A 25544-nucleotide genomic window follows, 5' to 3' on the forward strand; every position below is an offset into this window, starting at 1 on the left:
GTCACAAAGAACCTAACACGACTAATGGCGGTGAACAACGAATGTAGTGTCTCCCTCGATATATTCGCGCAACGTGAAGCGCAGGATAGATCGAAATGGGCAAGGCTAATGCGGATTACGTTGCCTTCCAGCGAAATCCACGGGCGCAGATGGGCTTTCCGTGCGGATTGGGCTCCGCATGCCCCGCCGCCCAGCGGATACTCACTCCGACCATTCGTTTCGTCGAAAGCTGTGCTGTAATTAGTCGATGAGTGACATAAGTAGCTTCAATGGCCTTGGTTCCTCCGGAGCGAGCGAGCTGTTCCAGATTCTGCGTGACGGCCGTCCGCGCACGCGGACTGAGCTCGCCGAGCAGATGGGCCTCGCGCGTTCCACGATCACGCTGCGTATCGAGGCGCTCATGGAACTCGGCCTTGTCGGCTTCGTGGACGACGCCGTGTCGACCGGCGGGCGCCCCTCCTCGCGCATCGCGCTGAAGGCCGGCAGCAAGGTGGTGCTCGGTGTGGACATCGGCGCTTCGCACCTGCACGTAGCCGTGACGGACCTGACGGGGCACCGCCTGCGTGAAGCCTCCCGGACCATCGAAGTTACGCAGGGCCCCGACGTCGTGCTGCAGGCGGTTGTGGAGCTGGGCACCGAGCTGCTCGAACAATCAGGGCGCGCGGTGAAGGACCTGCTCGCCATCGGCATCGGCGTGCCCGGTCCGGTGGAGCACCGGACCGGCAGGCCAATCAACCCGCCGATCATGCCCGGCTGGAACGGCTTCGACGTGCCGGGCCACCTGCAGGCTCACTTCCACGTTCCGGTTCTCGTGGACAACGATGTGAACATCATGGCGCTCGGTGAGCGCAACGTCGCCTGGCCCACAGTGGACAACCTCATTTTTGTGAAGGTCGCCACGGGGATCGGCTCGGGCATTGTCTCGAGCGGCATGCTGCAGCGCGGTGCTGACGGTGTGGCCGGGGACATCGGCCATATTCGCGTGCACAACGGCGGCGGAGTGCCCTGTCACTGCGGAAACAAGGACTGCCTGGAAGCAGTCGCCTCCGGGCCGGCTGTGGCGTCGAAATTGCGCGCTCTCGGACTGGAAGCCAATACCAGCGAAGACGTGGTTCGGCTGGTCGGCGCAGGCACAACCGAAGCCGTGCACGCCGTGCGCCAGGCAGGTAGGGATGTGGGCGAGGTGCTCTCCGCCTGTGTGAGCCTCATCAATCCGTCGGTCATCGTCATCGGCGGCTCCATGGCTCTCACGGGCGAACACTTTATTGCCGGTATCCGCGAAGTGGTTTACTCCCGCACTATTCCCCTGGCCACCCAGCACCTGCAGATTGTCCAGTCCAGTTCCGGGCTCGACGCCGGTGTGCTTGGCGCCAGCATGCTGGCAATCCACCATGCCATGTCTCCTCAGCGCATCGATGCCATGGTTCTCGGCCTGTCCGGCTCCATGGTCGGATAGCCCGCGCACTTCTTTTTACATCCCGACGACTTTTGCTTGACAGACAACAAAACCCCGAATTAGTCTCGGACAACAAGCCCGAACGACGGCGGCACTACCTTTCCGGGCAGCGTCGCCGCCAGCTGGCCAGGTAGGAGAGCTAACACTTTCCTAGCTGGGTTTCAGGCTCAAATGCGCTTGAAATCAGGGAAGTTGTGTCAGCGAAAGCGGTCCACAGCAGCATCATGACTTCCTGCCACCCTCGTGTCTGTTACTGATTGACGGCAACGGTGGAGTGCTGAACGCACGGCGAAGACGCTGTGGGTGAAGCAACGAACCGTGGGCAGCCCTGTTGCCCGGCCGTGTTCGGTGCAAGCCGCGAGCTCCGTCATCAATTGCTGCGCCGCAGCTTCGCATGCTTCCCCACCAAAGCCGGTGGAGGAACGCATCCAGTGCCAGGAAAGGCAAACATATGTGCTTCGGATTCAATGCCCCAGGCGCCCTTCGTCGTTCGTTGGAGGAGAAGGGGGTCGACCGGCGCAGTTTCCTGAGGGGAGCCGCAGCGGTAGGCGTGGGTGTAGGCCTCGCCGGCGTCGGCGGGACGGCTGCCATCGCCGCTCCCGGTGCCAGGAAGGGCCGGCCAGTTCCCCCCGGACTCATCAGCATCCAGTTGTACACACTGCGTTCGATCATGAATGGCGCAGGTGTGGATGCGACCCTGGCGAGCCTCGCCGATTTCGGCTACACCAAGGTTGAGCTCGCCGGCCTGTACGGGCGCACTGCGGAAGCGATGCGCTCAACGCTTGATTCGCTCGGCATCACCCCTTCGTCGAGCCATGACGGCATCAGCGGCAGTTCCGCTGCGCTGGAGACGAAGATTGCCAACGCGGTCACGCTGGGCCAGACACACATCAACGTGCCGTACCTGGCTTCAACCTCCGGAGATGACTGGCGTCGCTGGGCGGACCAGATGAATGTGGAGGCGGCAGCCGCCCGCGAGGCCGGCCTGAAGTACGGCTACCACAACCACGCCCACGAGTTCACCACTGACGTCGGCGGCGGAGTGACCCCGTGGGACATCTTCACCAGCCGCCTTGACCCCAAGCTGGTCCACCTCGAGGTTGACCTGTACTGGGCTGTCACCGGTGGTGTTGGTGTGGGGGCCTCGGATCCCATCCAGTTCGCGATCGACACCATTCAGCAGGCGCCGCAGAAGGTTCTGCAGTACCACGTGAAGGATCGTGACACCGCCGGCGGATTCGCCGATCTCGGAACCGGGACCATCGACTTTGCACGCATCTTCCGCGCTCACACGCCGAAGGAATACATCGTCGAGAATGACCAGCCGGACGTCACGCCCCTGCAGACCGCCGAGGTTGGCTACGACTACCTGCGCGCGCTCCGCTTCTAGCACTGCCTTCAGTAGAGCGGATCGACGCTCTCAGTAGAGCCGTCCGGCGCTCTCCGGTCCAGTGAATGCCGGGCAGGTGTCTCCCAGGCACCTGCCCGGCTTTCGTCGTCGTCCGCTTGCCTTCCTGGAGTCTCCTTCGGATCGGTGCCGTGGATCCGGGCGCGATTCTGTGCAGGTTTGCCGCCGGAAAGCGCGTGTCGCGGCCGGACGCGCCGTGAAACGGGGTTGCTGCGGCGGCAAAGCTGCACGAAATCGTCGGCGCCATTGGCTCGTGAACGCTCAACCTGGGCGATATCGGCGTTTTCGGCGGTGGCTCACCGAATCACCCGACCAGACAGCACCACGCGGACACGGTCAAGAACATAGTCCTGATTGAACATGATGTCTTCGTAACTGAAGCGAAGATGCAGGTAACCGCGCGCGATCAACTCATTGTTCCTGTGCCTGTCACGGTTCCGGGCCGCGCGGTCTGAGTGGTACCGGTCCCCGTCAACCTCGACCACAAGAAAACCTTCCAGAACGAAATCAACCCGGCCCACTCCATCGATGCGCACCTGTGTTTCACAATTGAAGCCGGCACGCCGAAACAGGATCCGGGCCACCACCTCGATTGCTGATTCCCCGCATCCTGTCACCAGGTCCAGGGCTGCACGCGCTTTTCCGTTCCGGTTGCCCTGCAGCCGCTCCTCAAGGAACGCCCTCACAGTGTCTCCCCGCCTCAGCGAACTTTCGACGACGACGGCGGCATCGACTGCTGGAAGGCACTGAAGGGCATGAAGCAGGGTGTCGACAACCCCCACGATGGGCAGTCGGTGGTGTGGATCGACGGTACGGAACTGGTGGTTCACGTACCTGCCGCCACTTCTGCCGACGCAGCTCACATGCAGTCGGGTGGGAGGCGTGAGCAGCCACAATCCATGGTGGGTTGCTGCCGAAGCGCAGGTGAGCCGCGCGTTCATCCGGAGCGCAGCCAGATAATCCCGGGGGGCGTCGGGTAGCGCATAGAGGCCCTTTCGCACGTGTATCAAGGTCCCGTCGTCAACGGCCGCGCGCAATTGACCGCGCGTGGCACCCCATCGGAGAAGGTCTCCGGTGCGCGCGACGGACCCTGATCGGCGTAAGGCATTGAGAACATCCACCTTGCTATTGCACCGATTCGAGCGAGCGTTGGTGCGTAAAACGGCCGTATGTGCGGAACTCCAGCGATGTGGAGGAGGTGATGGGCAGCCGATTGCGTGCAGGTTTGCCGCCGGAAGGCGCGTGTTGCGGCCGGACACGCCGCGTAATCGGGGCTTCACGAGCGAGACCTGCGAGGAATCGGCATGCCGAGCGAGTGCCAGCCGCGCGCCGACCCCGAAATCGGGCATCACGGTGAGCCCCTACTAAACTGATTTTTATGACCGACATCCCCACCGCCCGTGACCGACTCCGCGATCTCATCCTGGAACTGGCGGTGGTGCGGGGGAGGGTCACGCTCTCCAGCGGCAAGGAGGCGGACTACTACATCGACCTTCGCCGCGTGACCCTGCATCATGAAGCTTCGGCACTGGTGGGCGAGGTCATGCTAAGCCTTCTCGACGACGCCGGCATCACCTTCCAGAGCGCAGGCGGCCTGACCATGGGGGCGGACCCGGTGGGAACAGCGCTCATGCACGCCGCCGCCCGGGACGGACGCGCTGTGGACGCCTTCGTTGTCCGCAAGGCGCAGAAGACGTACGGAATGGGCCGCCAGGTTGAGGGTCCGGATGTCGCCGGCCGCGACGTCGTCGTCCTCGAAGACACCTCCACCACCGGCGGATCCGCGCTCACTGCTGTGGAGGGCGTGCGCAAGGCCGGCGCCAATGTAGTGGCAGTCGCTGTCATTGTGGACCGCGACACCGGCTCCAAGGAGCGGATCGAGTCGGAGGCCGGCGTTCCCTACCTCTTCGCTTTCAGCAAGGATGAACTCGGTCTGGAGTAATGACCAACGATCCCGAGCGGCTCCTGAACTACGCGCATGGCCTGAAGGGCATGTCGCGCCGGCGTTTCCTCACGGGCTCCGCGCTTGGACTGGCGCTGGCCACGGACCTGTTCGTCACGCGGCAGATCCAGGAAGCCCGCGAGGAACTGGCCATCATTCCTGTGAAGGATGAGTACGCGGACGCCACCTTCCCCAACGCACGCTGGATCCTGTTCCCGGGATACAAGACGAGCTGGGAGGAGGGCGTCTGGATCATGAACTCGCTGCGCCCGGTGCTCAGCCGGCGGGCACGCCTGGCCGTGATGGGCTATTCCAACCGCGGCCTGGATATCTCCACCATCGTGGGTTCCCTGCGGCGCTACGTCCGCACGCAGCAGATCGACACCCTGTACTTCTACGGGCACAGTTTCGGTGGGATGGTGGCTGTCGAGGTTGCGTCCCGTCTGCAGGAGGTGGGCGTGGACGTCCGCTTCATCCTGCTGGACTCCAGCCCGCACAGCCGGTTCGACGTGATCGACCAGGCAATGTTCGACGGCGTGGTCTACCTTTACGAGGCCGGCTACCGTGTTCCCACGGTGCTTCGCGGCGGCTATGAGTTGGCCGAGCGCATTGTGCACAAGGACGAGCGCACCTGGTCGCAGATCCTTGACCAGACCCTTGAGCAGATCTCTCCCCTGGCGCCGTCCAGCGTGCTGATCCAGTCCCAGGCGTCGTATATCTTCCACTACAACATTGCCCGGTTCGGTCTGGGCAGCAGCACTGAACTGGCGTTCATCGGCAACCCGAATGACGGCACGGTGGATTACGCGACGGCGCGACCCGGCTGGGCGGCGGCTTTCCCCGACAGCATGGTTTCAGCAGACCTCATTACCGAGGGCGCGCTCCCGCCGCACGCCAGTCCGCAGTGGAATCCGCTGATCTATCAGGCCGTGACGCGGGAAGTGCAGCAGGAATTCCTCCCGATACCCACCGGCGGAAAAACGAAGAGCATGTTTTAGCTCCTGAGCATCCGTCGCACGGGACACGCATTACGCGCGCAGCGAGTCCCGCAGCGCCCGAAGGTCCTCAGGCGCCATCCCTGCACCCAGCAGGTAGTCCTCAACGGACCCGTGTTCCCGCCGCAAACCGGTGAGGAACGTGGCCATCGCCTCCGCCGGAGCCGTCAGGATCACCGGCAGGTCCTTCGGTAGATCGTGCGCCGGCAGCTGACCCGCCCAGAGCTCCGCGAGCGCCGGCAGGATCTGCGGCAGTGCACCGGTGGTGTGGGCGTAGTCCTCGATGATCAGCTCGTCCTCGACTCCGGCAACCAGCAGTACGACGGCGGTGATCACCCCGGTGCGGTCCTTGCCTGCCGCGCAGTGCACGAGAGTGGTGCGCCCCTCCGCGATGGGGCGCAGCGCATCAAGGACGGCGTCCGGGCGGGCGGACAGCCAGCTGAGGTAGTAGTTGCCGAGATCCTCCGCCGTCCTCAGAAGCAGGGTGGCGGCGGGGTCTGCCCCGGACGGATCGAGAGGGGCGGCGATGACGTCGATGCCGGCGGTGTGCGCAACCTGCCAGGGCACCCGCCCGGCCTCGCGCTCGCTGCGCAGATCAACGATGGTCTCGATTCCCTGGCGGTGCAGGAACTCCATGGTCGCCTCAGCATCCCAGCCGAAGGGCTGGCTGGAACGGTAGACCCGGGCGCGGGCGGGTGCGTTGGCGCTGCCCGCGGTCAGTTCGGCGATGTCCCGCAGGTTGAGGATGCCGACCATCAGACCTGCTCGATGAGGTCCTGCACGGAGTCGACGATCTGCGCCGGCCGGAACGGGTAGGCATCGATATCTTCCCGCTTGGTGATGCCCGTGAGCACCAGGACCGTATGCAGGCCCGCCTCCATGCCCGCGATGATGTCGGTGTCCATGCGGTCGCCCACCATGGCGGTGGTCTCCGAATGCGCGTCGATCTGGTTCATCGCCGAGCGGAACATCATGGGGTTCGGCTTGCCCACGATGTAGGGCTCGCGGTTGGTTGCCGCGGTGATGAGCGCAGCTATTGCACCGGTGGCGGGAAGCGGGCCCTCCTTGGACGGGCCGGTGGTATCCGGGTTGGTGGCGATGAACCGGGCGCCCTCGAGGATCAAACGGATGGCCTTGGTGATCGCTTCGAACGAGTAGGTGCGGGTTTCGCCGAGCACCACGTAGTCCGGGTTCTGGTCGGTGAGGACAAAGCCGGCCTCGTGCAGCGCCGTCGTCAATCCGGCCTCACCGATGACATAGGCGCGCCCGCCGGGCAGCTGATCGCGCAGGAACTGCGCGGTGGCGAGCGCGGAGGTCCACAGGTTCTCCTCCGGAACCTCGAGTCCGGACGCCTTCAGGCGTGCAGCCAGGTCACGCGGGGTGTAGATCGAGTTGTTCGTGAGAACGAGGAACCGTCGGGAGGTTGCCACCCAGCGGTCAATCAGCTCGGCAGCTCCCGGGATGGCCTGGTTCTCGTGGACCAGGACGCCATCCATGTCAGTCAGCCAGCACTCAATGTGTTCGTTTTCGCGCATTCGCTTCTTCCGTGACGACGTTGGAGGGTACGTAAACCCGGGATCAGTCTTTCACCTTAGTCTTGGGAGGTGGAAGAAACTGTGGAAAACGCTCCGGCAACAGTGGGCGTCGGGCCCTGGGAGGGCGTGTGGCCGTCCGGCCCGCAGTGGGACCCGGAGCTGCTTGCGCACGGGGACACCCGCAACGTGGTCGATGAATACCGCTACTGGCAGCACGACGCCATCGTTGCCGACCTCGATTCGAAGCGCCACGACTTCCACGTGGCCATCGAGAACTGGCAGCATGACCTGAATATCGGCTCAGTGGTCCGCACGGCCAACGCTTTCCTTGCACGTGAAGTGCACATCATCGGACGACGACGGTGGAACCGCCGGGGTGCCATGGTCACCGACCGCTACCAGCACGTGCGCCACCATCCCACGGTTGAGGACTTCGTGGAGTGGGCGCAGGCAGCGGGTCTGAGGGTGATAGGTATCGACAACTTCCCCGACTCCGTGCCGCTGGAGACGTACGAGCTGCCGCGCAACTGCGTCCTCGTGTTCGGCCAGGAGGGCCCGGGCCTCACGCCCGAGGTTCATGCCGCCGCAGATGCCACCCTCTCCATCGCCCAGTTCGGCTCCACCCGGTCGATCAACGCGTCGGCTGCAGCGGCCATCGCCATGCACGGCTGGGTGCGGCGCCACGTCTTTGGGCAGCACACCATTCCGCAGTAGTCAGCCCGGCTGGTCGGCGTCGATCTCGTCGACGGCCTCCCGCATGCGCACAAGAAACTCAACGACGACGGCGGCTTCCTCCGATGGGAGGGTTTGTACTACATCCATCATTCGCTGGTGCGTGTCGCTCATGGTCCGGCGGGCTTCGCAGTCCGGCTCGGCGCTTGCCTCCAGAACCAGCGCCCGACGGTCCCGGGGATGCGGCTTCCGCCGAACGTGCCCCGTCCGGGCCAGCCGGTCGATGAGGCTCGTGGTGGAGGCGGAGGAGATTCCCAGTCTGGCAGCGAGCGCCTTGGGGCTGACCTCGAGGCCGTCGCGCTGTGCTTCGAGCAAGTAGCGCAGCGCCAGAAAGTCGGTTTCACCCATGCCTGTGGAGGAGCGCGTGCGGCGGCGCATGGCAGTTTCGGAGGCACGGTAGTCGCGGAGCGCATTGAGCACGTCGATTCCGGGCTCCGCCTGATCGCTTCCGGTGCCCGCCGTGGGGGCGACAGCCTGCGGAAAAGTGGTCATGCCCGTCAGCCTAGCATTTTGCTAGCTAACCTTGAAGGACGTTTTGCATGTAGATAGTTTTCCTAGCGAAAAAGGTGTAGAACTGCTGGAAGGACTAGTTACCAGGAGTGGACGTACTGCCATGACGATCAGAATTCCCCAACCGCCCGGGTCCGCCGCTCCATTCCGCTCATGTCGATGACGATGATGGAGGAGCTGACTTCGGTCGACCGGTTGCCAGAGCCGGACCTCGCTTACCTCCTGACCCAGGTGGGACGTGGCGACGAACGCGCATTCACCTCTCTCTACGGATTCACCAGTGCCCGCATATTCGGGCTGGTTCGAAGGATTATCGTTGATCCCGCCATCTCAGAGGAGGTAACCCAGGAAGTCTTCCTCCAGGTCTGGAACAAGGCTGCGGAATTCTCGCCGGCACTCGGATCTCCCATCGCGTGGCTCATGACCCTCGCGCACCGGCGCGCGGTGGACAGGATCCGATCGGAGCAGGCCCATCGGAACAGGCTCACCAGGTGGTCCACTTCGGAAGTGTTGACGCCCTTTGACAACGTCATGGAATCGGTTCTTGCCCGTGACGAGTCGCAGGCGGTGCAGGCTGCGTTCGGCACACTGACCGAGAAGCAGAGACAGGCAATCGAAATGGCCTACTACAAGGGGCTCACCTACGCGCAGGTGGCGGAAGCACTCGAAGCCCCGCTCGGCACGGTGAAGGCCCGGATCCGCGACGGCCTCGGTCGGTTGAAGGATGCGCTCGAACCGTATTCGTCACTCGCGCCGTAAGGTTTCCGCGCAATTACCGCCCTCGTTAGGATGGGACGGAAGTGAGGCTTACCCTTCGTGAGCCTTGAGTCGCCCGAAACCCATACGAGGAGTTGCCATGCCCATCGCCACACCGGACAGTTACGCCGAGATGATCGACCGCGCCAAGGCCGGCGGCTTCGCCTACCCCGCGGTGAACGTGACGTCTTCCCAGACGCTGAATGCGGCTATTCGGGGTTTCGCCGAGGCCGGGTCTGACGGCATCATCCAGGTTTCCACGGGAGGCGCAGCCTACTGGTCCGGCGCCTCCGTCAAGAACATGGTTGCCGGTTCCCTCGGTTTCGCGGCCTTTGCCCGCGAGGTCGCCAAGAGCTATGACGTGAACATCGCCCTGCACACCGACCACTGCCCCAAGGACAAGCTCGACGACTTCGTGCTGCCGCTGCTGGCTGCATCCGAGGAAGCAGTCAAGCGCGGCGAGGATCCGCTGTTCCAGTCCCACATGTGGGACGGCTCCGCCGAGACGCTCGAGGAAAACCTGCGGATCGCCAAGGAGATCCTGCCCCGCGCCGCCGCGGCCAAGATCATCCTCGAGGTTGAGATCGGTACCGTCGGCGGTGAAGAGGACGGCGTCGAGAACGCCATCAATGACAAGCTCTACACCACGGTGGAGGACGCGATGGCCACCATCGAAGCCCTCGGCGCCGGTGAGCACGGCCGCTACATCACTGCACTGACCTTCGGAAACGTCCACGGAGTGTACAAGCCGGGTGGAGTGAAGCTGCGCCCCGAGATACTCAAGGACATCCAGGAGCAGGTGGGTCAGAAGATCGGAAAGGACAAGCCCTTCGACCTCGTGTTCCACGGCGGCTCCGGTTCTTCCGACCAGGAGATCGCGGATGCGGTTTCCTACGGTGTCATCAAGATGAACATCGACACGGACACCCAGTACGCATTCACCCGTCCGGTGGCCGACCACATGCTCAAGAACTATGACGGAGTCCTCAAGGTCGACGGCGAGGTGGGCAACAAGAAGACCTACGATCCGCGCGTCTGGGGTGCATCCGCAGAAGCCGGCCTGGCCGCCCGCGTTGTTGAGGCAGCCAAGTCGCTCGGATCAGCAGGCAAGAAGCTCTGATGTCCGACGAATTCCGCAAGAACCTCCTGGGCCCGGAACCAACGCTCCTTCCCGAGGAACCGGATGTTGTCTCCCGTCTGGCGGCTGGGGAGGAGGCTGTCGACCTGGCAGCCAAGCATCCGACGTCGTCGTTGTTGTGGGCCATCCTCGCCGATGAGGCGTATGGCGACGGGCGCACCATCGAGTCCTACGCCTACGCACGCACCGGTTACCACCGCGGGCTGGATGCGCTGCGGCGGAACGGGTGGCGCGGAGCCGGGCCGGTGCCGTACTCGCACGAGCCGAACCGCGGCTTCCTGCGGGCATTGAACGCGCTTGGCCGTGCGGCGGCCTCCATCGGCGAGATCGACGAGGCGGAACGCATCGCGAAATTCCTCCGCGAATCCGACCCGGAGGCAAGCAAGGAGCTGTCCGGCTCCTAGCTCCCGCTGGTCGGACACGGAACTTTTGCGCAGGTCTGGTGAGCTGACGACGTCGGCAAGTCGCCGGCCCTGCGCAAAAGTTCCCTTGGTGGTGGGACAGTTTTGACTCAGCCTCGGGAAACCTCATAGTTTCGTGTGAACTCCCGGGACGTCCACCGGCGCCCTGGCACCTCCACCTGAAGGAGTCGCATGACTGAGCAGGAGAGAACAACCGGACCTCCCACGCAGGACGCAGGGGAATTCGCCACTCCGGATTCCGAAACCCCCGAGGGGAAGCGGACACTGCGGAAGGCGATCGGCGCCTCCGCCATCGGCAACGGGGTCGAGTGGTTCGACTACAGCATCTACGGACTGATGGTTGTGTACATCAGTTCCATCTTCTTCCCGGGGGACCAGGCAACCGTCTGGGCGCTAGGGACCTTCGCCGTCTCATTTCTGGTGCGGCCGTTCGGCGGGTTCTTCTGGGGTCCGCTGGGGGACAAGATCGGGCGCAAGTCAGTCCTGGCAATGACTATCCTGTTGATGGCCGGTTCCACTTTCTGCATCGGACTTCTGCCAACGTACGACGCCGTGGGCTTCCTTGCCCCGGCGCTGCTGATTCTGCTGAGGCTGATCCAGGGGTTCTCCGCCGGCGGAGAGTATGGCGGCGCGGCGACCTTCATGGCTGAGTACTCGCCGGACAGGAAACGCGGCTTCTACGGCAGTTTCCTCGAGTTCGGCACGCTCGCGGGGTTTGCCCTGGGCAGCCTGGTGGCTCTGCTGTGCCAGGTGATCATCGGTGGAGACGCCATGGCCGAGTGGGGTTGGCGCATTCCGTTCCTCATCGCCGGTCCGATGGGGGCGGTCGGTTGGTACCTCCGCACCAAGCTTGAGGACACTCCCGTCTTCCGGGAGGCGGAGTCCAAGGGTGAAACTGAATCCAAAGCCGGCGTGGCGCTGAAGGATCTGCTGACCAAGTACTGGCGTCCGATCCTCTCGATGTCAGGACTGGTGATTGCCCTCAATGTCGTGAACTACACGTTCCTCCAGTACATGCCGACGTACCTCCAGGTCACGATCGACATGGACGCGGACGCGACTTTCACCCTGCTGCTCATCGGCCAGGTCGTGTTGATGGCCCTGATCCCCTTCTTCGGAGCGTTGTCCGACCGGATCGGGCGCAAGCCCATGTGGTGGTTCTCCCTGATCGGGCTGTTTGTCCTGGCGCTGCCGATGTACATGCTGATGGGATTGGGCTTCGGCTTTGCCCTGCTCGCGTTTGCGGTTCTCGGACTCCTGTACCTGCCGCAGCTTGCGACCATTTCGGCGATGTTCCCATCCCTGTTTCCCACCCATGTTCGATTCGCCGGCTTTGCCATCACCTACAACGTGGCCACGGCCTTATTCGGGGGAACAGCCCCGGTGGTCAATGGAGCGCTCGTGGAAAGCACCGGGAACAACCTGGTCCCGGCCATGTACATGATGGGGGCGTGTGTGATCGGAGCTCTCGCGCTCATCAAAACCCCTGAGACTGCGGGCCTTTCCCTGCGCGGGCGCAACACCCCGGGCACCAACGACGCGTCAGCCGCCCGCTAGGGGCATCACGAGTGCAGTTTCTCGGTTATCAGGTACCGGAAACTGCCGGTGACTCAGCGAGCGGCAGCACCGTCGTCGTCACGTCCACCACCTGCGGCTTCTTCGGCACCGAGCTGAACCCGAAGCGTACGCGGGGGCGGACGCTCGTGAGCTCGCCGAGCGGGTCGCCCGCCCACGTTGCCGTTGCGGCAGTGATGACGCGGGCGCCGGTGACGCCGTAGAACTGCCGGCGGCCGTCCTTCGTGGTGCCCGCTGTGCGCACCCCGGGCATGATGATTTTGGAGATCGGATTGATGGCCCTCAGCCAGCGGGGGTGAGTGGCGATCACAGCAGGAATCAGGCCGAGCACGCGCCCGACGGCGGTTAACTCGCCCAGTTCCGCGCGGACACTGAGCGGTCCGGCATCGAGGGCGAGCGAATCCTCGCCCATGCTGACGGTCAGTGGAACGGTTCGCACGATGTCGAAGGAATAGGCTCCGGACACATAGTCAGCAACGGCCGACGTCGGAGCGAGCAAGGTGCGCGTTCCTTCGGCACTCTGCACCATCACATCGGTGAACGCACCGTAGGGGGACGCGCCCCACATCCCGATCACGATGCGCACTCCCGACGTGGTGCCCAAGCTGGCGATGTGTCCAACGAAGTGTTCGGTCTCGGCGCTCATGGTTTCCATTATGTACGGTGTGCGTGCGGACGCAGAGAACTGCGGTGCCCAGAATGCGTTGGAGAGCTGCAGCCGTTTAGGAACGATAAACGACCGCCGCCCCCGCCGGGAGGCGGGGGCGGCGGCTGTTCGCACCATGAAGGATCTAGAAGTTGCTGATCCTTAGCGGCCGGCGACCATGCGGCGACGCACAGCGTATGCACCGCCGAGTGCGGCGAGCAGGCCGGCTCCGCCCAGCGCAACCGCACCGGCATCGGTGGTTCCGGCGGTCTCACCGGCTGCAGCGACGTCCACACCGGTGTCAGCGCCTCCGGCCGGCTGCATCTGCAGCGGTCCACACAAAGCCGGGGCAGTTGCTGCAAGCGGCAGCGACTCGGCTCCAGGCAGAGTGCTCATCTTCTCGGTTGCTGCGGCCGGCTGGGTTGCCGGATCCAGTCCGTGGACCACGACAACGGCGGTTCCGTTAGCCAGGGAGTCCTGGGTCTCCTGGTTCAACTCGAAGGTGCGCTCATAGGTGAAGGAGCTACCCGACGGTGCAACCGTGACATCAGTACCGGCTTCGGGGCCGGTGCTGCCCTCAAGGGAGAGGGTGGTCCCGATCATGCCGTAGGCAGGCTGGCCCTCCGGGGTGCTCAGAACGCCGTCACCGTCGGCGTCATCGGCCATAGTTGGGCATGCACCCTGTGCTCCGATGTGAATGTGCTGCACGTGCGGGTAAGGCCCATCCATGAAGGTTTCGGCCAAACCGGACGTTTCGATGGTGACCGTGGCCTCGGTGCCGTTTACGTCAATCCAGGCCGTGCCTGACGCACCACTGTTGTTGAGCTGATTCAACGTGGTGGAGTAGGAACCGGCGGCGTGGTCGGCCATCGCCGGAGCGCCGGCCATTGTGGTCAGACCAAGAGCGACGGCTGGGGCGATCAGTAGTGCTTTCTTCTTCATCAGAGTTACCTCCTCATAGAATTCTGCGGTCAAATCTCGAATCGCACATAGACGAATTTCCAGATGTAGTGCGGCGAGTGGGGCTTCCCCCTGCGATCGACGATGCCATGAATCACCATGGGTCAGATAGAAAGCTAGCTTATCGTTACTCCTTCGTTACATCAGAAGGCTCTTGCGCTCTCCGCTCCGTGCGGGTGCTTCTTAATACGCGTGCGCCAGTGACCGGGGGTGAGCCGGTAGGCTAGCGGTTAGGTTTAGCAGACGGCCGCCTCTAGCTACGCCGACATGGTTGCTAGTTTTTCATCCCCTTAGCATGCCTGCTGGTGCTCCGGGCATGGAAATCATCCCTTGATGCCGATCTGGCACGACAGAACCGGGGCACCTGCAATGAGCAGCGATCTCACCGATGCGCGCACCAACGACGATCTCCAAGACGCCGTCCTGGATTTCTCGGACGTGATCCAATTCCTCGATGAGCTCTGCCAGCATGCGGTGCGCTCACTCAGCGACGGGGAAGAGGTGCTCTGCGGCATCACCTTGCTACGCGATCGGAAAGCCGCAACCGTGGCCAGTAGCAGCGAATACGCCCGCAAGATGGACGAAATTCAGTACAGCTTCGACGACGGGCCTTGTCTGACCTCCGCACGTGAGCAACTCACCGTCGAAGTCCCGGACGTACGCCGGGAAGAGCGCTGGCCGGAATATGTCGCGGCCATCTCCGAGCACGGGTTGCACTCGATCCTCGCTGTCCCCTTCGACCTGGCTGGCGATGCGAAGGCGGCTCTTAACGTGTACTCAGCCACCGCGCACAAATTCACTAACGAAGCGATAGAACGAGCAAACGCCTATGCCAGTGAAGCCTCCCGGTCTCTCCGCCTGGCGGTGCGGATCGCCCAACACAGTGAGCGCGCCAACGACCTGATAACGGCGATGGAATCACGCACCCCCATCGACATCGCGATCGGCATTGTCATGTGCCAAAACCGGTGCACCCAAACCGAAGCGTTCACGATCCTGAGGAAAGCCTCCTCACACCGCAACATCAAACTACGTGACCTCGCCGGACAGATCGTCGCCGGCGCCAACGCAAACTCGCAGCCCGCAACACACTTCGACCACTGACAACATCGAGCGCGGGTACCCCCGGAAGGTTCATTCGACCTCCGAGTAACACCACTTCCTAATCGCAATTGGCTTTAATCGTAAGTGGCAGGGTTGAGCAGTCAGCCCTGTACAGAACTGGTCACAGGACAAACCTGTGGCCAGTTCCAAGTGGCGGGCCCTGATGCGCCTTTCTGCAGGTGACCGCTCCTTCGGGGCCTAATTGGAAAGGAAGTTCATCGCGGCTTGGTTCCACATGTAGGGGCGGGACTGCTGAAGCGAAGCGTGCCCCAGGAGCGGCGGTTTCCGGAGGGGCTCTAGATTAATATTGCTCAGCATGCTTACAGTTTTCTCATAGAAGGCGCTGATGAGTCCGCTGACGCTGTGTTGGGCTGACGTCCAGCTTTGTCCGCTGTCTTTCGAAAAGTTGCCATGTTCGCGCGATTCCCGCCCCCCGGTCCCGGATCGGCTGCGATACCCACAGTTCACGACGAGAAGGAGCAAGCAATGAAAGCAGTAGTCTTCAAGGCCCCCTACGAACTGAGCGTGGAAAACGTCGCGGACCCGAAAATCGAGGGACCACTCGATGCCGTCATCCGCATCACCACCGCCAATATCTGCGGTTCGGACCTGCACCCGTATGAAGGTCGGGCGGATCTGGACGCAGGCATGGTCCTGGGCCACGAGAACATGGGAATCGTTGAAGAAGTCGGACCAGGCGTGGATCGCATCAGCGTCGGCGATCGGGTATCCGTTCCTTTCAATCTCGCCTGCGGCACCTGCCGCAACTGCAACAACGGATACACCTCCGCCTGCCTGCGCGCCAACCCCTCGGGCCAGCCGGGCGCCGGATACGGGTACCCGATGATGGGCCCCTACTGGGGCGGCCAGGCCGAGCTGTTGCGCGTACCGTGGGCCGACTTCAATCTCCTGAAGCTTCCCGAGGGTAAGGAGAATGAATCTGATTTCACCATGCTCTCGGACATCCTTCCCACCGGGTACCACGGCGCTGAAATGGCGATGGTCGCGCCCGGGAAGTCCGTCGCGGTCTTCGGTGCCGGCCCGGTCGGCCTCATGGCAGCCCACAGCGCCTTCCTCAAAGGCGCCTCCCAGGTGTTCATTGTGGACAAGGAACCCGACAGGCTCGCCCTCGCCGAAGAGATCGGTGCAACCCCGATCAACTTCGCCGACACGGATCCCACCGAAGCGATCATGGAAGGAACCGACGGGTTCGGGGCCGATTGCGGAATTGAAGCCGTCGGCTATCAGGCACACGACCACACCGGCGAGGAACATCCGGAAATGGTGCTCGACAACCTCGTGAAAGTGGTCCGTGCCACCGGGCATATCGGAGTCGTCGGAGTCTATGTTCCGGAAGACCCCGGCGCCACCAACGATCTGGCCAAGCAAGGACGCATTGCTTTCAATTACGGCGCAGCCTTTACCAAGGGCATCAGTTTGATGGGTGGGCAGTGCCCGGTGAAGAAATACAACCGGGAACTGCGTGACCTCATCATCCGGGGCAAGTCCAAGCCGTCCTGGATCGTTTCCCACGAGGTTTCCCTCGACGACGCAGTTGATGCGTACGCGAAGTTCGACAAGCGCGAAGACGGATATACCAAGGTCCTCCTCCACCCCTGAAACGGTCATGGGTTTGGCTTGACGTCCACTTTGGCCGCGCGGTATCTATCACCCCGGAGAGCAGCGCGATCCGAGCGGTCCGCCGCCGCAAACCAGTGAAGAATGATCCAGGCCAGGACGGCAACCGTCGTCAACTCGCCCAACAGCCATGCCAGTGCACCACCAAGGGCCTGATCCTCCAGCAAGGAGGGCCGCCACCGTATCTCCAGCTTCGCGAAGTAACCGCCTCCCAGCACTGAGTTGCCGAACACCAGCACCATTGCGAAGACTGTGTGCGCCAGCATCACCAGAAGCAGGAGAGGAACCCTGGGGGCGTAGCTGATTTTTCGAGGACCGGGATCAATGCCGAGGATAAACCAGAAGAAGAGCAGGCCTGAGAGCAGGAAATGAGCCTGCATCGCCAGATGCCCCCAATGGTTGCTCATTGCCAGTTCAAAGAGCGGCGTGAAGTAGAGCGCATACAGGCTGGTGATGAAGACTGCCGTCGTGATAATCGGGTGTGTGACGAGCCGGACAGGAGTGGACTCGATTGCCTTCAGCAGTGCTTTCCGGGCGGGTGGCCGAAGCGCCCGCAGTGCAAGAGTCATCGGTGCCCCTAGCAGCAGGAAAAGCGGTGCAACCATGTTCAACGCCATGTGCTGCACCATGTGCATGCTGAATGTTGCGAGGGCATAGCGCCCCACTCCTGTGCAGGTGACCACAACCAGAAATACAATTCCGCAGGAGAACGCCACGGTTCGCCGCATAGGCCACTTGTCGCCCCGGCGTCGAAGCCTTATGACGGCAGCCAGATAGAGCGCACTGGCGGTCAAAGCGGTCAGTAAGCCGAAAGCGTCCAGATGAAATGTGCCAAACAGCCGGAGGAAGGTTGGCGCTTGCGCTGGTGCGAGGTCGGGGACCGAACCGTGCGCCGCAGGTGGGTTGGCCTGAGAAAGCGCGGCGGCCAGGCCAAACGCCACGGCCATCACAGCCAGTTCAGCAACCACCAGGCGAAGAAACTTCCGCCGGGTGGTGAGTGGCTCCGTAATCAGACGGCGGCGATGAATGACGCCAAAGGCGATGAGCACCAGGAAGGCGCTGATTTTCAGCAGTAGGATCGAGCCGTAGCTGGAGCTGAACAGCCCCTCCAGGGAACCAACCCGCAGCACTGCGTTGGTGGTCCCGCTGATCCCGACAACGATGACGCACCATAGCGCGACCGAGCTGAAGCGCGGGATGGCCGGTCGCAGGAGGCCAGGGCCTAAATACGCGAGACATGCGAGCCCCAGCAGTCCTCCGGCCCAGAGTGCGGCTGCCGCTATGTGCCCGATCAAGCTGAGGGTGGCCAGGACGTGGTTGGGTGCTGCTGCTGAGTGTCCGCCCAGTGCAAGGGTAGCCGCCCCGGCCATCGCAAGGAAAAGTGCGGTGTGCACTCCCCGCCTGGCTCGGATTTTCCAGGCACACAGGGAAGCGGTGGCCAGCAGTACGGCCTGAATGAGGAGCACCGACGCCGACGGCAACTCCCTGAGGAATTGCTGCATCGTTTCCAGGTTGACGGCATCGGTTAGAGGGGGCCCAAGCACGTTGCTCAGCATCAATACCAGCAATATCAGTGATGTGAGGCACGAGAACGCCGCCGTCGCCGCGGCGCCGTTAGACAGGGTGACGACTGCATCGTCGCCTCGGTGCGTGGAGGGCAGAAGAAAGACGGTCGTCAGGAGACCAACTGCGGTAAGGAGAGACGCATGCAGAATGAAGCGCGTCGCAGGGATTACATAGTTGCCGAGGGCGGCGTCGCTGCCCGGTGCTGACGTCGTCACTACTGGAAGCAGCGCCGCAAGAAGGACGCCGGTGAGCAATCCCAGCAGGATCCAGCGGCGGGCATGGCGCCGCTGTTTCAACAGCATTCTGCTCGCGCGTTTCCAGGCGGAGTACATGCGCAGCCTTTCGGAGGGAAGGTTGATGCCCTTATCAGGAAACAGTAAGCTAACTGAGGTATCGCGCGAATCGTGAAAGATCGACTCGATGAAGGGGATGGCTGATGGCCGAACCGGAAGAAGCCGCACCACCGGGCCGGAAAATTTCGAGGCGCGCATTCATCAGCTCAGGTTCCCTCTTCGGCGGCTTCCTCCTCGTGCAGTGCACTGCGGGTACCGAAACCCGGCCGCCTCCCCAGCAATTCCTCCCCCCAGCGCCCCCGGAACAGACGGGCGTACCTGCCTACCGTTTCTTCACAGCATCCGAGGCGCGGACGGTCGAAGCGATCACCGCACGGCTTATCCCCGGTGACGAGTCCGATCCCGGCGCCATCGAGGCGGGGGTGCCGTTCTACATCGACGCGAAACTGGCGTCCTTTGAATCGTTCGCTGAACCGACCTTCATTCAGGGACCTTTCGTCGAGGTGGTCGACGGCGGCACTTTCGAAAGCACAGCCGACGGCGACCTCGTGGTTCCCGAGGATCAGCTGTACCGATACGGGTATCAGTCCGGTGTAACTCCACAGACTGAGTATCGGGACGGCCTGCAATCACTCAATGACTACGCGGTTTCCAGATACGGCAGTGAGTTCGCCGACCTCGCTGCTGAGGAACAAGACTCCATTCTCGAAGTGCTCGATACCATCCAGCAACGCGCAGAAGGCGACGCCGAAGGCAGTGAGCAAGCAGAGGAGGGAGCTGCCACCGCGGCATTCGGAGGATCCGGTGCAGGAGGGTTCTTCAGCACGCTGCGGACAGACACCATCGAGGGGATGTTCTCGGATCCGCTGTACGGCGGGAACAAGGATCTGGTCGGGTGGACGCTGATCGGTTATCCCGGTCCCCAGCGCGCCTATTCGCCGCAGGAGATGCTGATCGGGACGAGACGCAATCCGCAGCCACTGGATGGCCTGACCCCGATGAACCCTGATAGACACGCCCATGAAGTGCCCGAGGCACTCGAACAGCCCCGCAGCGGCGTGAGGGACGGTTGAGATGGTGGTGCAGAACGATCCGGTAGACATTGTCACGATCGGTGGAGGCATGACAGCGTCCATTCTCGCTGCCCTGATCCTGCCATCCACCAGCCACACCATGGTTTCCCTTGAGCAGGGTGCAGCCCGGTGGACCTACCCGGATTTCGCCCACAACCACGACTCGCTCCGTTTCAACAACCGGTACGAACTGATGCAGGACCTCAACCAGGTCTCCTGGACCTGGCGCCCGAACGAGAACGCTCCGGCCTTACCGATGCGCCAGTACGGCAGTTTCAACCCCGGTCAGGGGCTCGGCGGGTCGATGGTGCACTGGACGGCCCTGACCTGGCGTTTCCTACCGAGCGATTTCGCCTACCGGACGCATCACATCGAGCGCTATGGAGCGGACAAGATCCCGGATGAGATGACCGTCCAGGACTGGCCATTCAGCTACCTGGACCTTGAGCGCCACTATGATGCTCTCGAGTACGACATGGGAGTTTCGGGTCAGGCAGGAAACCTCAACGGCCGGATCCTCGAGGGAGGCAACCCCTTCGAAGGACCGCGGCAGCGGCCCTATCCGAATCCTCCGCTGGCACAGAGCGCCTTCGGCAATCTGTTCCACGAAGCGGTGCAAGGGCTGGGTCTGCACCCCTTCCCCACGCCGTCGGGCATTCTGTCCCAGGGTTACACCGATCCATTCGGCAACGTCCGGGCAGGCTGCCTCTACTGTGGCTTCTGCACCAGATACGGATGTGAAGTCGGCGCCAAAACCAGCCCGCTCACAACATGGTTACCGCCGGCGCTGGATACCGGCCGCTATGAGGTCCGCACCCGTTCGCATGTGATCGGCATCGAAACCGACGACGACGGCCGTGCGACCGGCGTGCGCTACGTGAACGCAGATGGGAACGAATTCTTCCAGCCGGCGGAGCTGGTCATCACTTCGGCCTACACACTGGAGAACATACGCAACCTGCTTCTCTCACGCAGCAAGGCCCATCCGGACGGCGTCGGCAATGACCGTGGTCGCGTTGGCCGCAACTACACCTATCAGCTGGCCCAGAACCCTGCCAGCGGTTTGTGGGAGAACGAACGGTTCAACTTCTATATGGGTAACGGCTGCACCATCCCGCAGGTTTTCGACTACAACGCCGACAACTTCGATCACTCGGATGTTGACTTCATCGGCGGCGCAAGGATGTATCCGTCCGCGGGACAGCGTGAGCCGATCAGCTCGGCTCAGAATTTGCTCGAGGGCCTCACCGACCGGCGCTGGGGAGCAGAGTGGAAACAGACCCTCGGATCGAGCTGGGACAGCGTCGGGAGCATCGGCATCGAGGGCGAAAGCCCTGCCTACGAGGGCAATTTCTGCGACCTTGATCCTCGTTTCACCGATGCCTGGGGGCTTCCGCTGTTGCGCATCACGTTCGACTGGCGTGAGAACGAGCGGAACATGTACCGCTTCCTCGCGAACCGCAGTGAGGAGATGATCAAGGCGATGGGAGCGGACCGCACCACCGTCACGCGGCAACTTGCGCCTTACCGCTACGACGTCTACCAAAGCACCCACGCCACTGGCGGTTGCATCATGGGGACCGACCCCGGGAACAGCGTGACCAACGGCTACGGCCAGGTCTGGGACACGCCCAACGTGTTCGTCACAGGTGCTGCACTTTTTCCGCAGAACCCCGGCGCCAATCCCAGCGGCACAGTCGGCGCACTGGCATACCGGGCAGCGGAAGCCATTCGCGACCGTTACTTCAAAGCGCCGGGGGAGCTGCTCACATGAGGGCCGGCCGCCTGCTGTCCGCCGCTTTCCTGGCCATGACTCTGACCGGTTGCAGCGCCGGCGGCGGTGCGTCGACAGCCCTCGTCCAAATTTACGACGACGGACCTGACGGCGGCATGTTCGAACCAGCAACCGTGGTGGTTCCGCCCGGAACAGAAGTGCGGTGGCGCAATGAAGGCGCCTGGCAGCATGTCGTCACGACGGACAGGTCCGTCATCGCCAGCGAACCGGCGGTGCCGGAAGGCTTTCAACCGTGGGAGCCGGCACTGCTGAGACCGGGTGGAACTTTCGCGCAGACGCTCGACGTCGAAGGGAACTATCTGTACTGGACCAAACAGGGCGACGGACAGCGCAGCTACGGCACTATCCGGGTCGAGTCGCCATGAGGCTGGCCTGGTTGAACGTTCGAACCCTGGCAGCCTCGCTTTACCTGCTGGTGTTTTTGACAGCATGTGATGGCGCTCGCCAGCAACAGTCGATCCTCAACCCGGAAGGGCCGCGTGCGGAGTCCGTCCACGGTCTCTGGCTTCTGATGCTGATTTTGGGCAGCATCGTGTGGATCCTCGTCACCGTAGCCACCATTGTTGCGGTTGTGCGGCGGCGGAGCCGCGAGGACGTTGACCAGACGACCGAGGGCGAGGACAGCTACGGAGCAACCGGCGAGGGGCCTTCCTGGGCTCGTAGCCGCGGAAACAAGGCACAGACCCTCTGGATCGTTGCTTTCGCCGGGGCGATCGTTCCCGCCGTCGTCATCCTGATCGTGACTGCCGTTTCCACCATTGTCCTCCGGGATATCGATCCGAACGAGGCGGGCGACGGCACTGTCGTGGAGGTGACCGGGCATCAGTACTGGTGGGAAGTGCGTTACCCCGGACTTGACGTCATCACCGCGAACGAGATCCACATCCCGGTCGGGGAGCGCGTGGAGCTGCAGGTGAACTCCAGTGACGTCATCCACAGTTTCTGGGTGCCGGAGCTCAGCGGAAAAATGGACATGATTCCCGGGCGGTCCAACTCCATCTGGCTCGAAGCGGACGAGCCGGGCATCTACTGGGGCCAATGCTCGGAGTACTGCGGCGAGCAGCACGCAAAGATGCGGTTTGTTGTGGTAGCGCATCAACCGGAGGAATTCTCGGGCTGGATCTCGGCTCAGCGGGAAACAGCCGAGCCGCCCACCCTTCCAACTGCCAAGACGGACGAACCACCGCTGGTGGAGGAAAGTGAAGTACTCGCGCGGGGCCGCGAAGTGTTCATGTCTTCCTCCTGCGTCTACTGTCACGCCATCAACGGCACAGCGGCCGCCGGCGAGGCGGGGCCGGATCTGACGCACCTCGCCAGCAGGGAAACCCTTGCCGCGGGCGTACTGCCGAATGACCGGGGCAATCTCGCCGGGTGGATTCTGAACCCCCAGTCCATCAAGCCGGGTGCACTGATGCCCGGAACAGACCTTGACGGAGACGAATTACAGGCGCTCCTGACCTATCTCGAAAGCCTGGAGTAGCGATGGCGGCCTCGACCCAGCCGCTGTCCAAGGACAGCTTCGACCAGATCTGGTCCAACCCACCGGGCCTGCGGGGCTTCTTCAGCGTCGTTCAGCACAAGAACGTCGGCGTGCGGTACATGGTCACCGCCTTCGTGCTGTTCCTGGTCGGAGGGCTGCAGGCACTGTTCATGCGCGTGCAGCTGTCAGAAGCTGAAAACACTTTCCTCAGCGCGGAGACCTACAACCAGCTTTTCACCATGCATGGAACAACCATGATGTTCCTGTTTGCGGTGCCGTTCCTCGAGGGCCTGGCCAGCTACATGCTGCCGCTCATGATCGGCTGCAGGGACCTGCCGTTTCCGCGATACAACGCGTTCAACTATTGGTGCTATCTCCTCGGTGGCATCATCCTGTACTCGAGCTACCTCTTCGCATTGGTGCCGGACGCCGGCTGGTTTGCCTACGTGCCGCTAAGCGGGCCGGAATTTTCCGATCAAGCGATGGACTTCTGGCTTTTCGGACTGACGCTTGCAGAGCTGGCCGCTGTCGGCGCAGCGATAGAAATCGGCGTGGCCATCCTGCGCAACCGGGCCCCCGGCATGTCTCTAAACAAGATGCCGATCTTCGCGTGGACCATGCTCGCGGTGGCCTTCATGATCATTGTCGCCTTCATCCCGCTGATCGTCGCCTCCGTGCTGCTTGAGCTCGACCGCACTATTGGTACGGCCTTTTTCGACACCTCCGCAGGAGGCAGTCCGCTGCTCTGGCAGCATCTGTTCTGGATCTTCGGGCACCCAGAGGTCTATGTGATGTTCCTTCCGGGCGCAGCCATCATCAGCCACATTATTCCGGTCCATTCGAAGCATCCGCTCGCAGCTTACGCGCTCGTGGTCGTGGCTATCGCATCGACGGCCGTGATGAGCCTCGGGCTATGGGTGCACCACATGTATACGACCGGCCTGCCCAGCCTGACACTCTCATTCTTCACGGCAGCAAGCATGTCGATCACTCTCGCTTCAGGGCTACAGGTGTTCGCCTGGATTGCCACCCTCTGGTTGGGCAAGCCCAGGCTGACCGTGCCGATGCTCTATTCACTGGGATTCCTGGTGACGTTCGTCGCCGGCGGGATTACCGGCGTCATGGTGGCGTCCGTTGCGTTTGACCAGCAGGTCCACGACACCTACTTCGTGGTTGCACACTTCCACTACGTACTGATCGGCGGAATGCTCTTCCCGGTCTTCGCGGCACTGCATCACTGGTGGGCCAAGTTCACCGGCAAGGAATACTCCACACGGGCCGGCTATCTGAGTTTCTGGCTCGTCTTCATCGGGTTTCACGTCACCTTCTTTCCCATGCACCTCACCGGGCTCTGGGGTATGCCCCGACGGGTATACACCTATGAGCGCGAACTCGGCCTCGACACCGTGAACCTGCTGTCCACGGTTGGTGCGTTCATCCTCGCCAGCGGGGTACTGGTACTGACTGTCAACCTGCTTCATTCCCACTTGCGCGGTCGGCAGGCGGCGGACGACCCTTGGGGCGGTGACTCACTTGAATGGCAGACGTCGTCGCCGCCTTCGTCGGAGAACTGGCCCGCCATCCCGGTGGTGAACAGCCGGCATCCGGGGTGGGACCCGCCGAGTGAACATCCACACAGAGAGTCGATCGACGCGGCGTTCAATCGGGCGCCACAGCACTTCCGTGCCACCCCGATGACCACCGTCATCAACGCGACACCCGATGGCGCCGCCCTCATTCCGGGCCCCACCATCTGGCCGCTGGTGCCCGCGGTCGGGTTCGCCCTGATCGCTGTCGCACTGCTGGGGCAGTGGTATGCGTTCGCGTTCGTTGGAGTGGCTGTCGCCGTCATTGGATTTGCCGGCTGGGCCTGGCGGAATGAAGCCGAGCACCTCCAACACAATCTCGAGCCGCTTGAAGGCAAGTACCCGTTCGAGGCGCCGGGGTCCCGATCCATCGGATGGTGGGCTGCCGCTGCCACGGGAATTATCTTCCTGGTCGCCATCGGCACCCTGGCCGCCTCAACGCTCTTTCTTCAGGTCAATGCGCCGGTGTGGCCTCTTGGCGGCGCGGTTGGCCGGCCCGTGCTTTTCAGCTTCATAGCGCTGGCTTTGCTTGTCTGCCTGGCTGCCTCATGGTGGGGTTCCCGCCGTGGCGGGGACGAGCGTCACCGGACGGATCCGAAGGTGAGAAGGGCTCAATTTCTTGCGGTGATCATTACGCTGGCTTCCGGATTGGTTGCGGTGACTTTGCTTCCAATCGCCTGGTTCGGCAGCGGGCTGGATCCGATGGCACACGCTTACGATTCAGCTGCCTGGACCCTGCTGGCCGCCCAGACATTGATCACGGTTGGCGCGCTCGGTTCAACCGGCGTCGCACTTCTTGCACGCGTGCGGCACGAACATGACGGGCGCCCTGCCATCCTGCTGCAGCATGCCGCGATCGTATGGGGTTGCAGCGCGCTTACCTGGGTGATCGTGTGGGTCACCACGGATCTATTGCCGTTACTGGTGATTTGAG

Annotated in this window: 23 protein-coding genes; 16 read left to right on the forward strand and 7 right to left on the reverse strand. The window is 62.8% G+C overall.

The window, feature by feature from the left end:
• The first annotated feature begins 247 nt into the window (after window positions 1–247).
• Both JOD47_RS08825 and JOD47_RS08830 read left to right on the forward strand, forming a co-directional pair.
• Window positions 248–1456 (forward strand): ROK family transcriptional regulator, encoded by a 1209-nt coding sequence (locus tag JOD47_RS08825; RefSeq protein WP_204533628.1) that lies wholly within the window; start codon window positions 248–250, stop codon window positions 1454–1456.
• A 451-nt stretch (window positions 1457–1907) separates the two neighbouring features.
• Complete coding sequence (locus JOD47_RS08830) at window positions 1908–2846, forward strand: sugar phosphate isomerase/epimerase family protein (RefSeq protein ID WP_204533630.1); 939 nt, start codon at window positions 1908–1910, stop codon at window positions 2844–2846.
• A gap of 314 nt (window positions 2847–3160) precedes the next feature.
• Here JOD47_RS08830 and JOD47_RS08835 read toward each other — a convergent pair whose 3' ends face one another.
• A complete protein-coding gene (locus tag JOD47_RS08835) occupies window positions 3161–3865 on the reverse strand; it encodes an endonuclease domain-containing protein (RefSeq protein WP_204533632.1) in 705 nt (234 codons plus the stop codon).
• Window positions 3866–4242: 377 nt separating this feature from the next.
• Here JOD47_RS08835 and pyrE point away from each other — a divergent pair, with 377 nt between their 5' ends.
• Window positions 4243–4806: an orotate phosphoribosyltransferase gene (pyrE, locus tag JOD47_RS08840; RefSeq protein ID WP_204533634.1), complete on the forward strand. Its 564-nt coding sequence runs from the start codon at window positions 4243–4245 to the stop codon at window positions 4804–4806.
• Window positions 4806–5804 (forward strand): thioesterase domain-containing protein, encoded by a 999-nt coding sequence (locus tag JOD47_RS08845; RefSeq protein ID WP_204533635.1) that lies wholly within the window; start codon window positions 4806–4808, stop codon window positions 5802–5804. Before pyrE ends, JOD47_RS08845 begins: the two co-directional genes overlap by 1 nt.
• A 30-nt stretch (window positions 5805–5834) precedes the next feature.
• On the opposite strand, the gene JOD47_RS08850 is transcribed toward JOD47_RS08845, so the two are convergent.
• Window positions 5835–6557: a tyrosine-protein phosphatase gene (locus tag JOD47_RS08850; RefSeq protein WP_204533636.1), complete on the reverse strand. Its 723-nt coding sequence runs from the start codon at window positions 6555–6557 to the stop codon at window positions 5835–5837.
• A complete protein-coding gene (locus JOD47_RS08855; RefSeq protein ID WP_204533637.1) occupies window positions 6557–7336 on the reverse strand; it encodes an HAD-IIA family hydrolase in 780 nt (259 codons plus the stop codon). Before JOD47_RS08855 ends, JOD47_RS08850 begins: the two co-directional genes overlap by 1 nt.
• A gap of 69 nt (window positions 7337–7405) precedes the next feature.
• Here JOD47_RS08855 and JOD47_RS08860 point away from each other — a divergent pair, with 69 nt between their 5' ends.
• Window positions 7406–8050, forward strand: a complete 645-nt coding sequence (locus tag JOD47_RS08860) for a TrmH family RNA methyltransferase (RefSeq protein ID WP_204533638.1) — start codon at window positions 7406–7408, stop codon at window positions 8048–8050.
• Here JOD47_RS08860 and JOD47_RS08865 read toward each other — a convergent pair whose 3' ends face one another.
• Window positions 8051–8560 carry a MarR family winged helix-turn-helix transcriptional regulator gene (locus tag JOD47_RS08865; RefSeq protein ID WP_204533639.1) on the reverse strand — a complete coding sequence of 170 codons (510 nt, stop codon included), beginning with the start codon at window positions 8558–8560 and terminating at the stop codon, window positions 8051–8053.
• A 171-nt stretch (window positions 8561–8731) separates the two neighbouring features.
• On the opposite strand from JOD47_RS08865, the gene sigK reads away from it, so the two are divergent.
• The 4 genes from sigK to JOD47_RS08885 all read left to right on the forward strand — a co-directional run bounded on the left by sigK (window position 8732) and on the right by JOD47_RS08885 (window position 12451).
• Window positions 8732–9337 carry an ECF RNA polymerase sigma factor SigK gene (gene sigK / locus JOD47_RS08870; protein WP_239548053.1) on the forward strand — a complete coding sequence of 202 codons (606 nt, stop codon included), beginning with the start codon at window positions 8732–8734 and terminating at the stop codon, window positions 9335–9337.
• Between the two features lie 97 nt (window positions 9338–9434).
• Entirely contained in the window at window positions 9435–10454 is a 1020-nt protein-coding gene (gene fbaA, locus JOD47_RS08875; protein WP_204533641.1) for a class II fructose-bisphosphate aldolase, read from the forward strand.
• Complete coding sequence (locus JOD47_RS08880) at window positions 10454–10876, forward strand: DUF3151 domain-containing protein (protein ID WP_204533643.1); 423 nt, start codon at window positions 10454–10456, stop codon at window positions 10874–10876. The genes fbaA and JOD47_RS08880 overlap by 1 nt, the downstream gene beginning before the upstream one ends.
• A 189-nt stretch (window positions 10877–11065) precedes the next feature.
• A complete protein-coding gene (locus JOD47_RS08885) occupies window positions 11066–12451 on the forward strand; it encodes an MFS transporter (RefSeq protein WP_204533645.1) in 1386 nt (461 codons plus the stop codon).
• Between the two features lie 28 nt (window positions 12452–12479).
• On the opposite strand, the gene JOD47_RS08890 is transcribed toward JOD47_RS08885, so the two are convergent.
• Window positions 12480–13115 carry a hypothetical protein gene (locus JOD47_RS08890; protein WP_204533647.1) on the reverse strand — a complete coding sequence of 212 codons (636 nt, stop codon included), beginning with the start codon at window positions 13113–13115 and terminating at the stop codon, window positions 12480–12482.
• Window positions 13116–13277: 162 nt separating this feature from the next.
• On the reverse strand, window positions 13278–14057 hold the full coding sequence (locus tag JOD47_RS08895; protein ID WP_204533649.1) for a hypothetical protein: 780 nt from the start codon (window positions 14055–14057) through the stop codon (window positions 13278–13280).
• 387 nt (window positions 14058–14444) lie between these two features.
• Here JOD47_RS08895 and JOD47_RS08900 point away from each other — a divergent pair, with 387 nt between their 5' ends.
• Both JOD47_RS08900 and JOD47_RS08905 read left to right on the forward strand, forming a co-directional pair.
• Complete coding sequence (locus JOD47_RS08900) at window positions 14445–15179, forward strand: GAF and ANTAR domain-containing protein (protein ID WP_204533650.1); 735 nt, start codon at window positions 14445–14447, stop codon at window positions 15177–15179.
• Window positions 15180–15665: 486 nt separating this feature from the next.
• Window positions 15666–16799, forward strand: coding sequence for a glutathione-independent formaldehyde dehydrogenase (locus JOD47_RS08905; RefSeq protein WP_204533651.1), 1134 nt, complete (start codon window positions 15666–15668; stop codon window positions 16797–16799).
• Window positions 16800–16804: 5 nt separating this feature from the next.
• On the opposite strand, the gene JOD47_RS08910 is transcribed toward JOD47_RS08905, so the two are convergent.
• Complete coding sequence (locus JOD47_RS08910; protein ID WP_204533652.1) at window positions 16805–18685, reverse strand: bifunctional copper resistance protein CopD/cytochrome c oxidase assembly protein; 1881 nt, start codon at window positions 18683–18685, stop codon at window positions 16805–16807.
• 134 nt (window positions 18686–18819) lie between these two features.
• Here JOD47_RS08910 and JOD47_RS08915 point away from each other — a divergent pair, with 134 nt between their 5' ends.
• Genes JOD47_RS08915 through ctaD form a run of 5 tightly spaced genes read left to right on the forward strand, consistent with a single transcriptional unit; the run spans window position 18820 to window position 25543 of the window.
• Window positions 18820–19749, forward strand: coding sequence for a gluconate 2-dehydrogenase subunit 3 family protein (locus JOD47_RS08915; RefSeq protein WP_204533653.1), 930 nt, complete (start codon window positions 18820–18822; stop codon window positions 19747–19749).
• A 1-nt stretch (window position 19750) separates the two neighbouring features.
• Window positions 19751–21523, forward strand: a complete 1773-nt coding sequence (locus JOD47_RS08920; RefSeq protein WP_204533654.1) for a GMC family oxidoreductase — start codon at window positions 19751–19753, stop codon at window positions 21521–21523.
• Window positions 21520–21909, forward strand: coding sequence for a cupredoxin domain-containing protein (locus tag JOD47_RS08925; protein WP_204533655.1), 390 nt, complete (start codon window positions 21520–21522; stop codon window positions 21907–21909). The genes JOD47_RS08920 and JOD47_RS08925 overlap by 4 nt, the downstream gene beginning before the upstream one ends.
• Before the next feature lie 11 nt (window positions 21910–21920).
• Window positions 21921–23024, forward strand: coding sequence for a cytochrome c oxidase subunit II (gene coxB, locus JOD47_RS08930; RefSeq protein WP_204533657.1), 1104 nt, complete (start codon window positions 21921–21923; stop codon window positions 23022–23024).
• A 2-nt stretch (window positions 23025–23026) separates the two neighbouring features.
• On the forward strand, window positions 23027–25543 hold the full coding sequence (gene ctaD, locus JOD47_RS08935) for a cytochrome c oxidase subunit I (RefSeq protein ID WP_204533659.1): 2517 nt from the start codon (window positions 23027–23029) through the stop codon (window positions 25541–25543).
• The last annotated feature ends 1 nt before the right edge of the window (window position 25544 follow it).

This window comes from Arthrobacter tumbae (assembly GCF_016907495.1).
Taxonomy (GTDB): domain Bacteria; phylum Actinomycetota; class Actinomycetes; order Actinomycetales; family Micrococcaceae; genus Arthrobacter_D; species Arthrobacter_D tumbae.

What these genes read in the sequence shown, in the direction of transcription:
- JOD47_RS08925 (WP_204533655.1), top strand. Translation starts at nt 21,520, where the DNA reads ATGAGGGCCGGCCGCCTGCTGTCCGCCGCTTTCCTGGCCATGACTCTG.
- JOD47_RS08825 (WP_204533628.1), top strand. Translation starts at nt 248, where the DNA reads ATGAGTGACATAAGTAGCTTCAATGGCCTTGGTTCCTCCGGAGCGAGC.
- JOD47_RS08855 (WP_204533637.1), bottom strand. Translation starts at nt 7,336, where the DNA reads ATGCGCGAAAACGAACACATTGAGTGCTGGCTGACTGACATGGATGGC.
- JOD47_RS08910 (WP_204533652.1), bottom strand. Translation starts at nt 18,685, where the DNA reads ATGCTGTTGAAACAGCGGCGCCATGCCCGCCGCTGGATCCTGCTGGGA.
- ctaD (WP_204533659.1), top strand. Translation starts at nt 23,027, where the DNA reads ATGGCGGCCTCGACCCAGCCGCTGTCCAAGGACAGCTTCGACCAGATC.
- JOD47_RS08865 (WP_204533639.1), bottom strand. Translation starts at nt 8,560, where the DNA reads ATGACCACTTTTCCGCAGGCTGTCGCCCCCACGGCGGGCACCGGAAGC.
- JOD47_RS08895 (WP_204533649.1), bottom strand. Translation starts at nt 14,057, where the DNA reads ATGAAGAAGAAAGCACTACTGATCGCCCCAGCCGTCGCTCTTGGTCTG.
- JOD47_RS08915 (WP_204533653.1), top strand. Translation starts at nt 18,820, where the DNA reads ATGGCCGAACCGGAAGAAGCCGCACCACCGGGCCGGAAAATTTCGAGG.
- sigK (WP_239548053.1), top strand. Translation starts at nt 8,732, where the DNA reads ATGTCGATGACGATGATGGAGGAGCTGACTTCGGTCGACCGGTTGCCA.
- JOD47_RS08905 (WP_204533651.1), top strand. Translation starts at nt 15,666, where the DNA reads ATGAAAGCAGTAGTCTTCAAGGCCCCCTACGAACTGAGCGTGGAAAAC.
- JOD47_RS08885 (WP_204533645.1), top strand. Translation starts at nt 11,066, where the DNA reads ATGACTGAGCAGGAGAGAACAACCGGACCTCCCACGCAGGACGCAGGG.
- JOD47_RS08850 (WP_204533636.1), bottom strand. Translation starts at nt 6,557, where the DNA reads ATGGTCGGCATCCTCAACCTGCGGGACATCGCCGAACTGACCGCGGGC.
- JOD47_RS08900 (WP_204533650.1), top strand. Translation starts at nt 14,445, where the DNA reads ATGAGCAGCGATCTCACCGATGCGCGCACCAACGACGATCTCCAAGAC.
- JOD47_RS08890 (WP_204533647.1), bottom strand. Translation starts at nt 13,115, where the DNA reads ATGAGCGCCGAGACCGAACACTTCGTTGGACACATCGCCAGCTTGGGC.
- pyrE (WP_204533634.1), top strand. Translation starts at nt 4,243, where the DNA reads ATGACCGACATCCCCACCGCCCGTGACCGACTCCGCGATCTCATCCTG.
- JOD47_RS08845 (WP_204533635.1), top strand. Translation starts at nt 4,806, where the DNA reads ATGACCAACGATCCCGAGCGGCTCCTGAACTACGCGCATGGCCTGAAG.
- JOD47_RS08880 (WP_204533643.1), top strand. Translation starts at nt 10,454, where the DNA reads ATGTCCGACGAATTCCGCAAGAACCTCCTGGGCCCGGAACCAACGCTC.
- JOD47_RS08920 (WP_204533654.1), top strand. Translation starts at nt 19,751, where the DNA reads ATGGTGGTGCAGAACGATCCGGTAGACATTGTCACGATCGGTGGAGGC.
- fbaA (WP_204533641.1), top strand. Translation starts at nt 9,435, where the DNA reads ATGCCCATCGCCACACCGGACAGTTACGCCGAGATGATCGACCGCGCC.
- JOD47_RS08830 (WP_204533630.1), top strand. Translation starts at nt 1,908, where the DNA reads ATGTGCTTCGGATTCAATGCCCCAGGCGCCCTTCGTCGTTCGTTGGAG.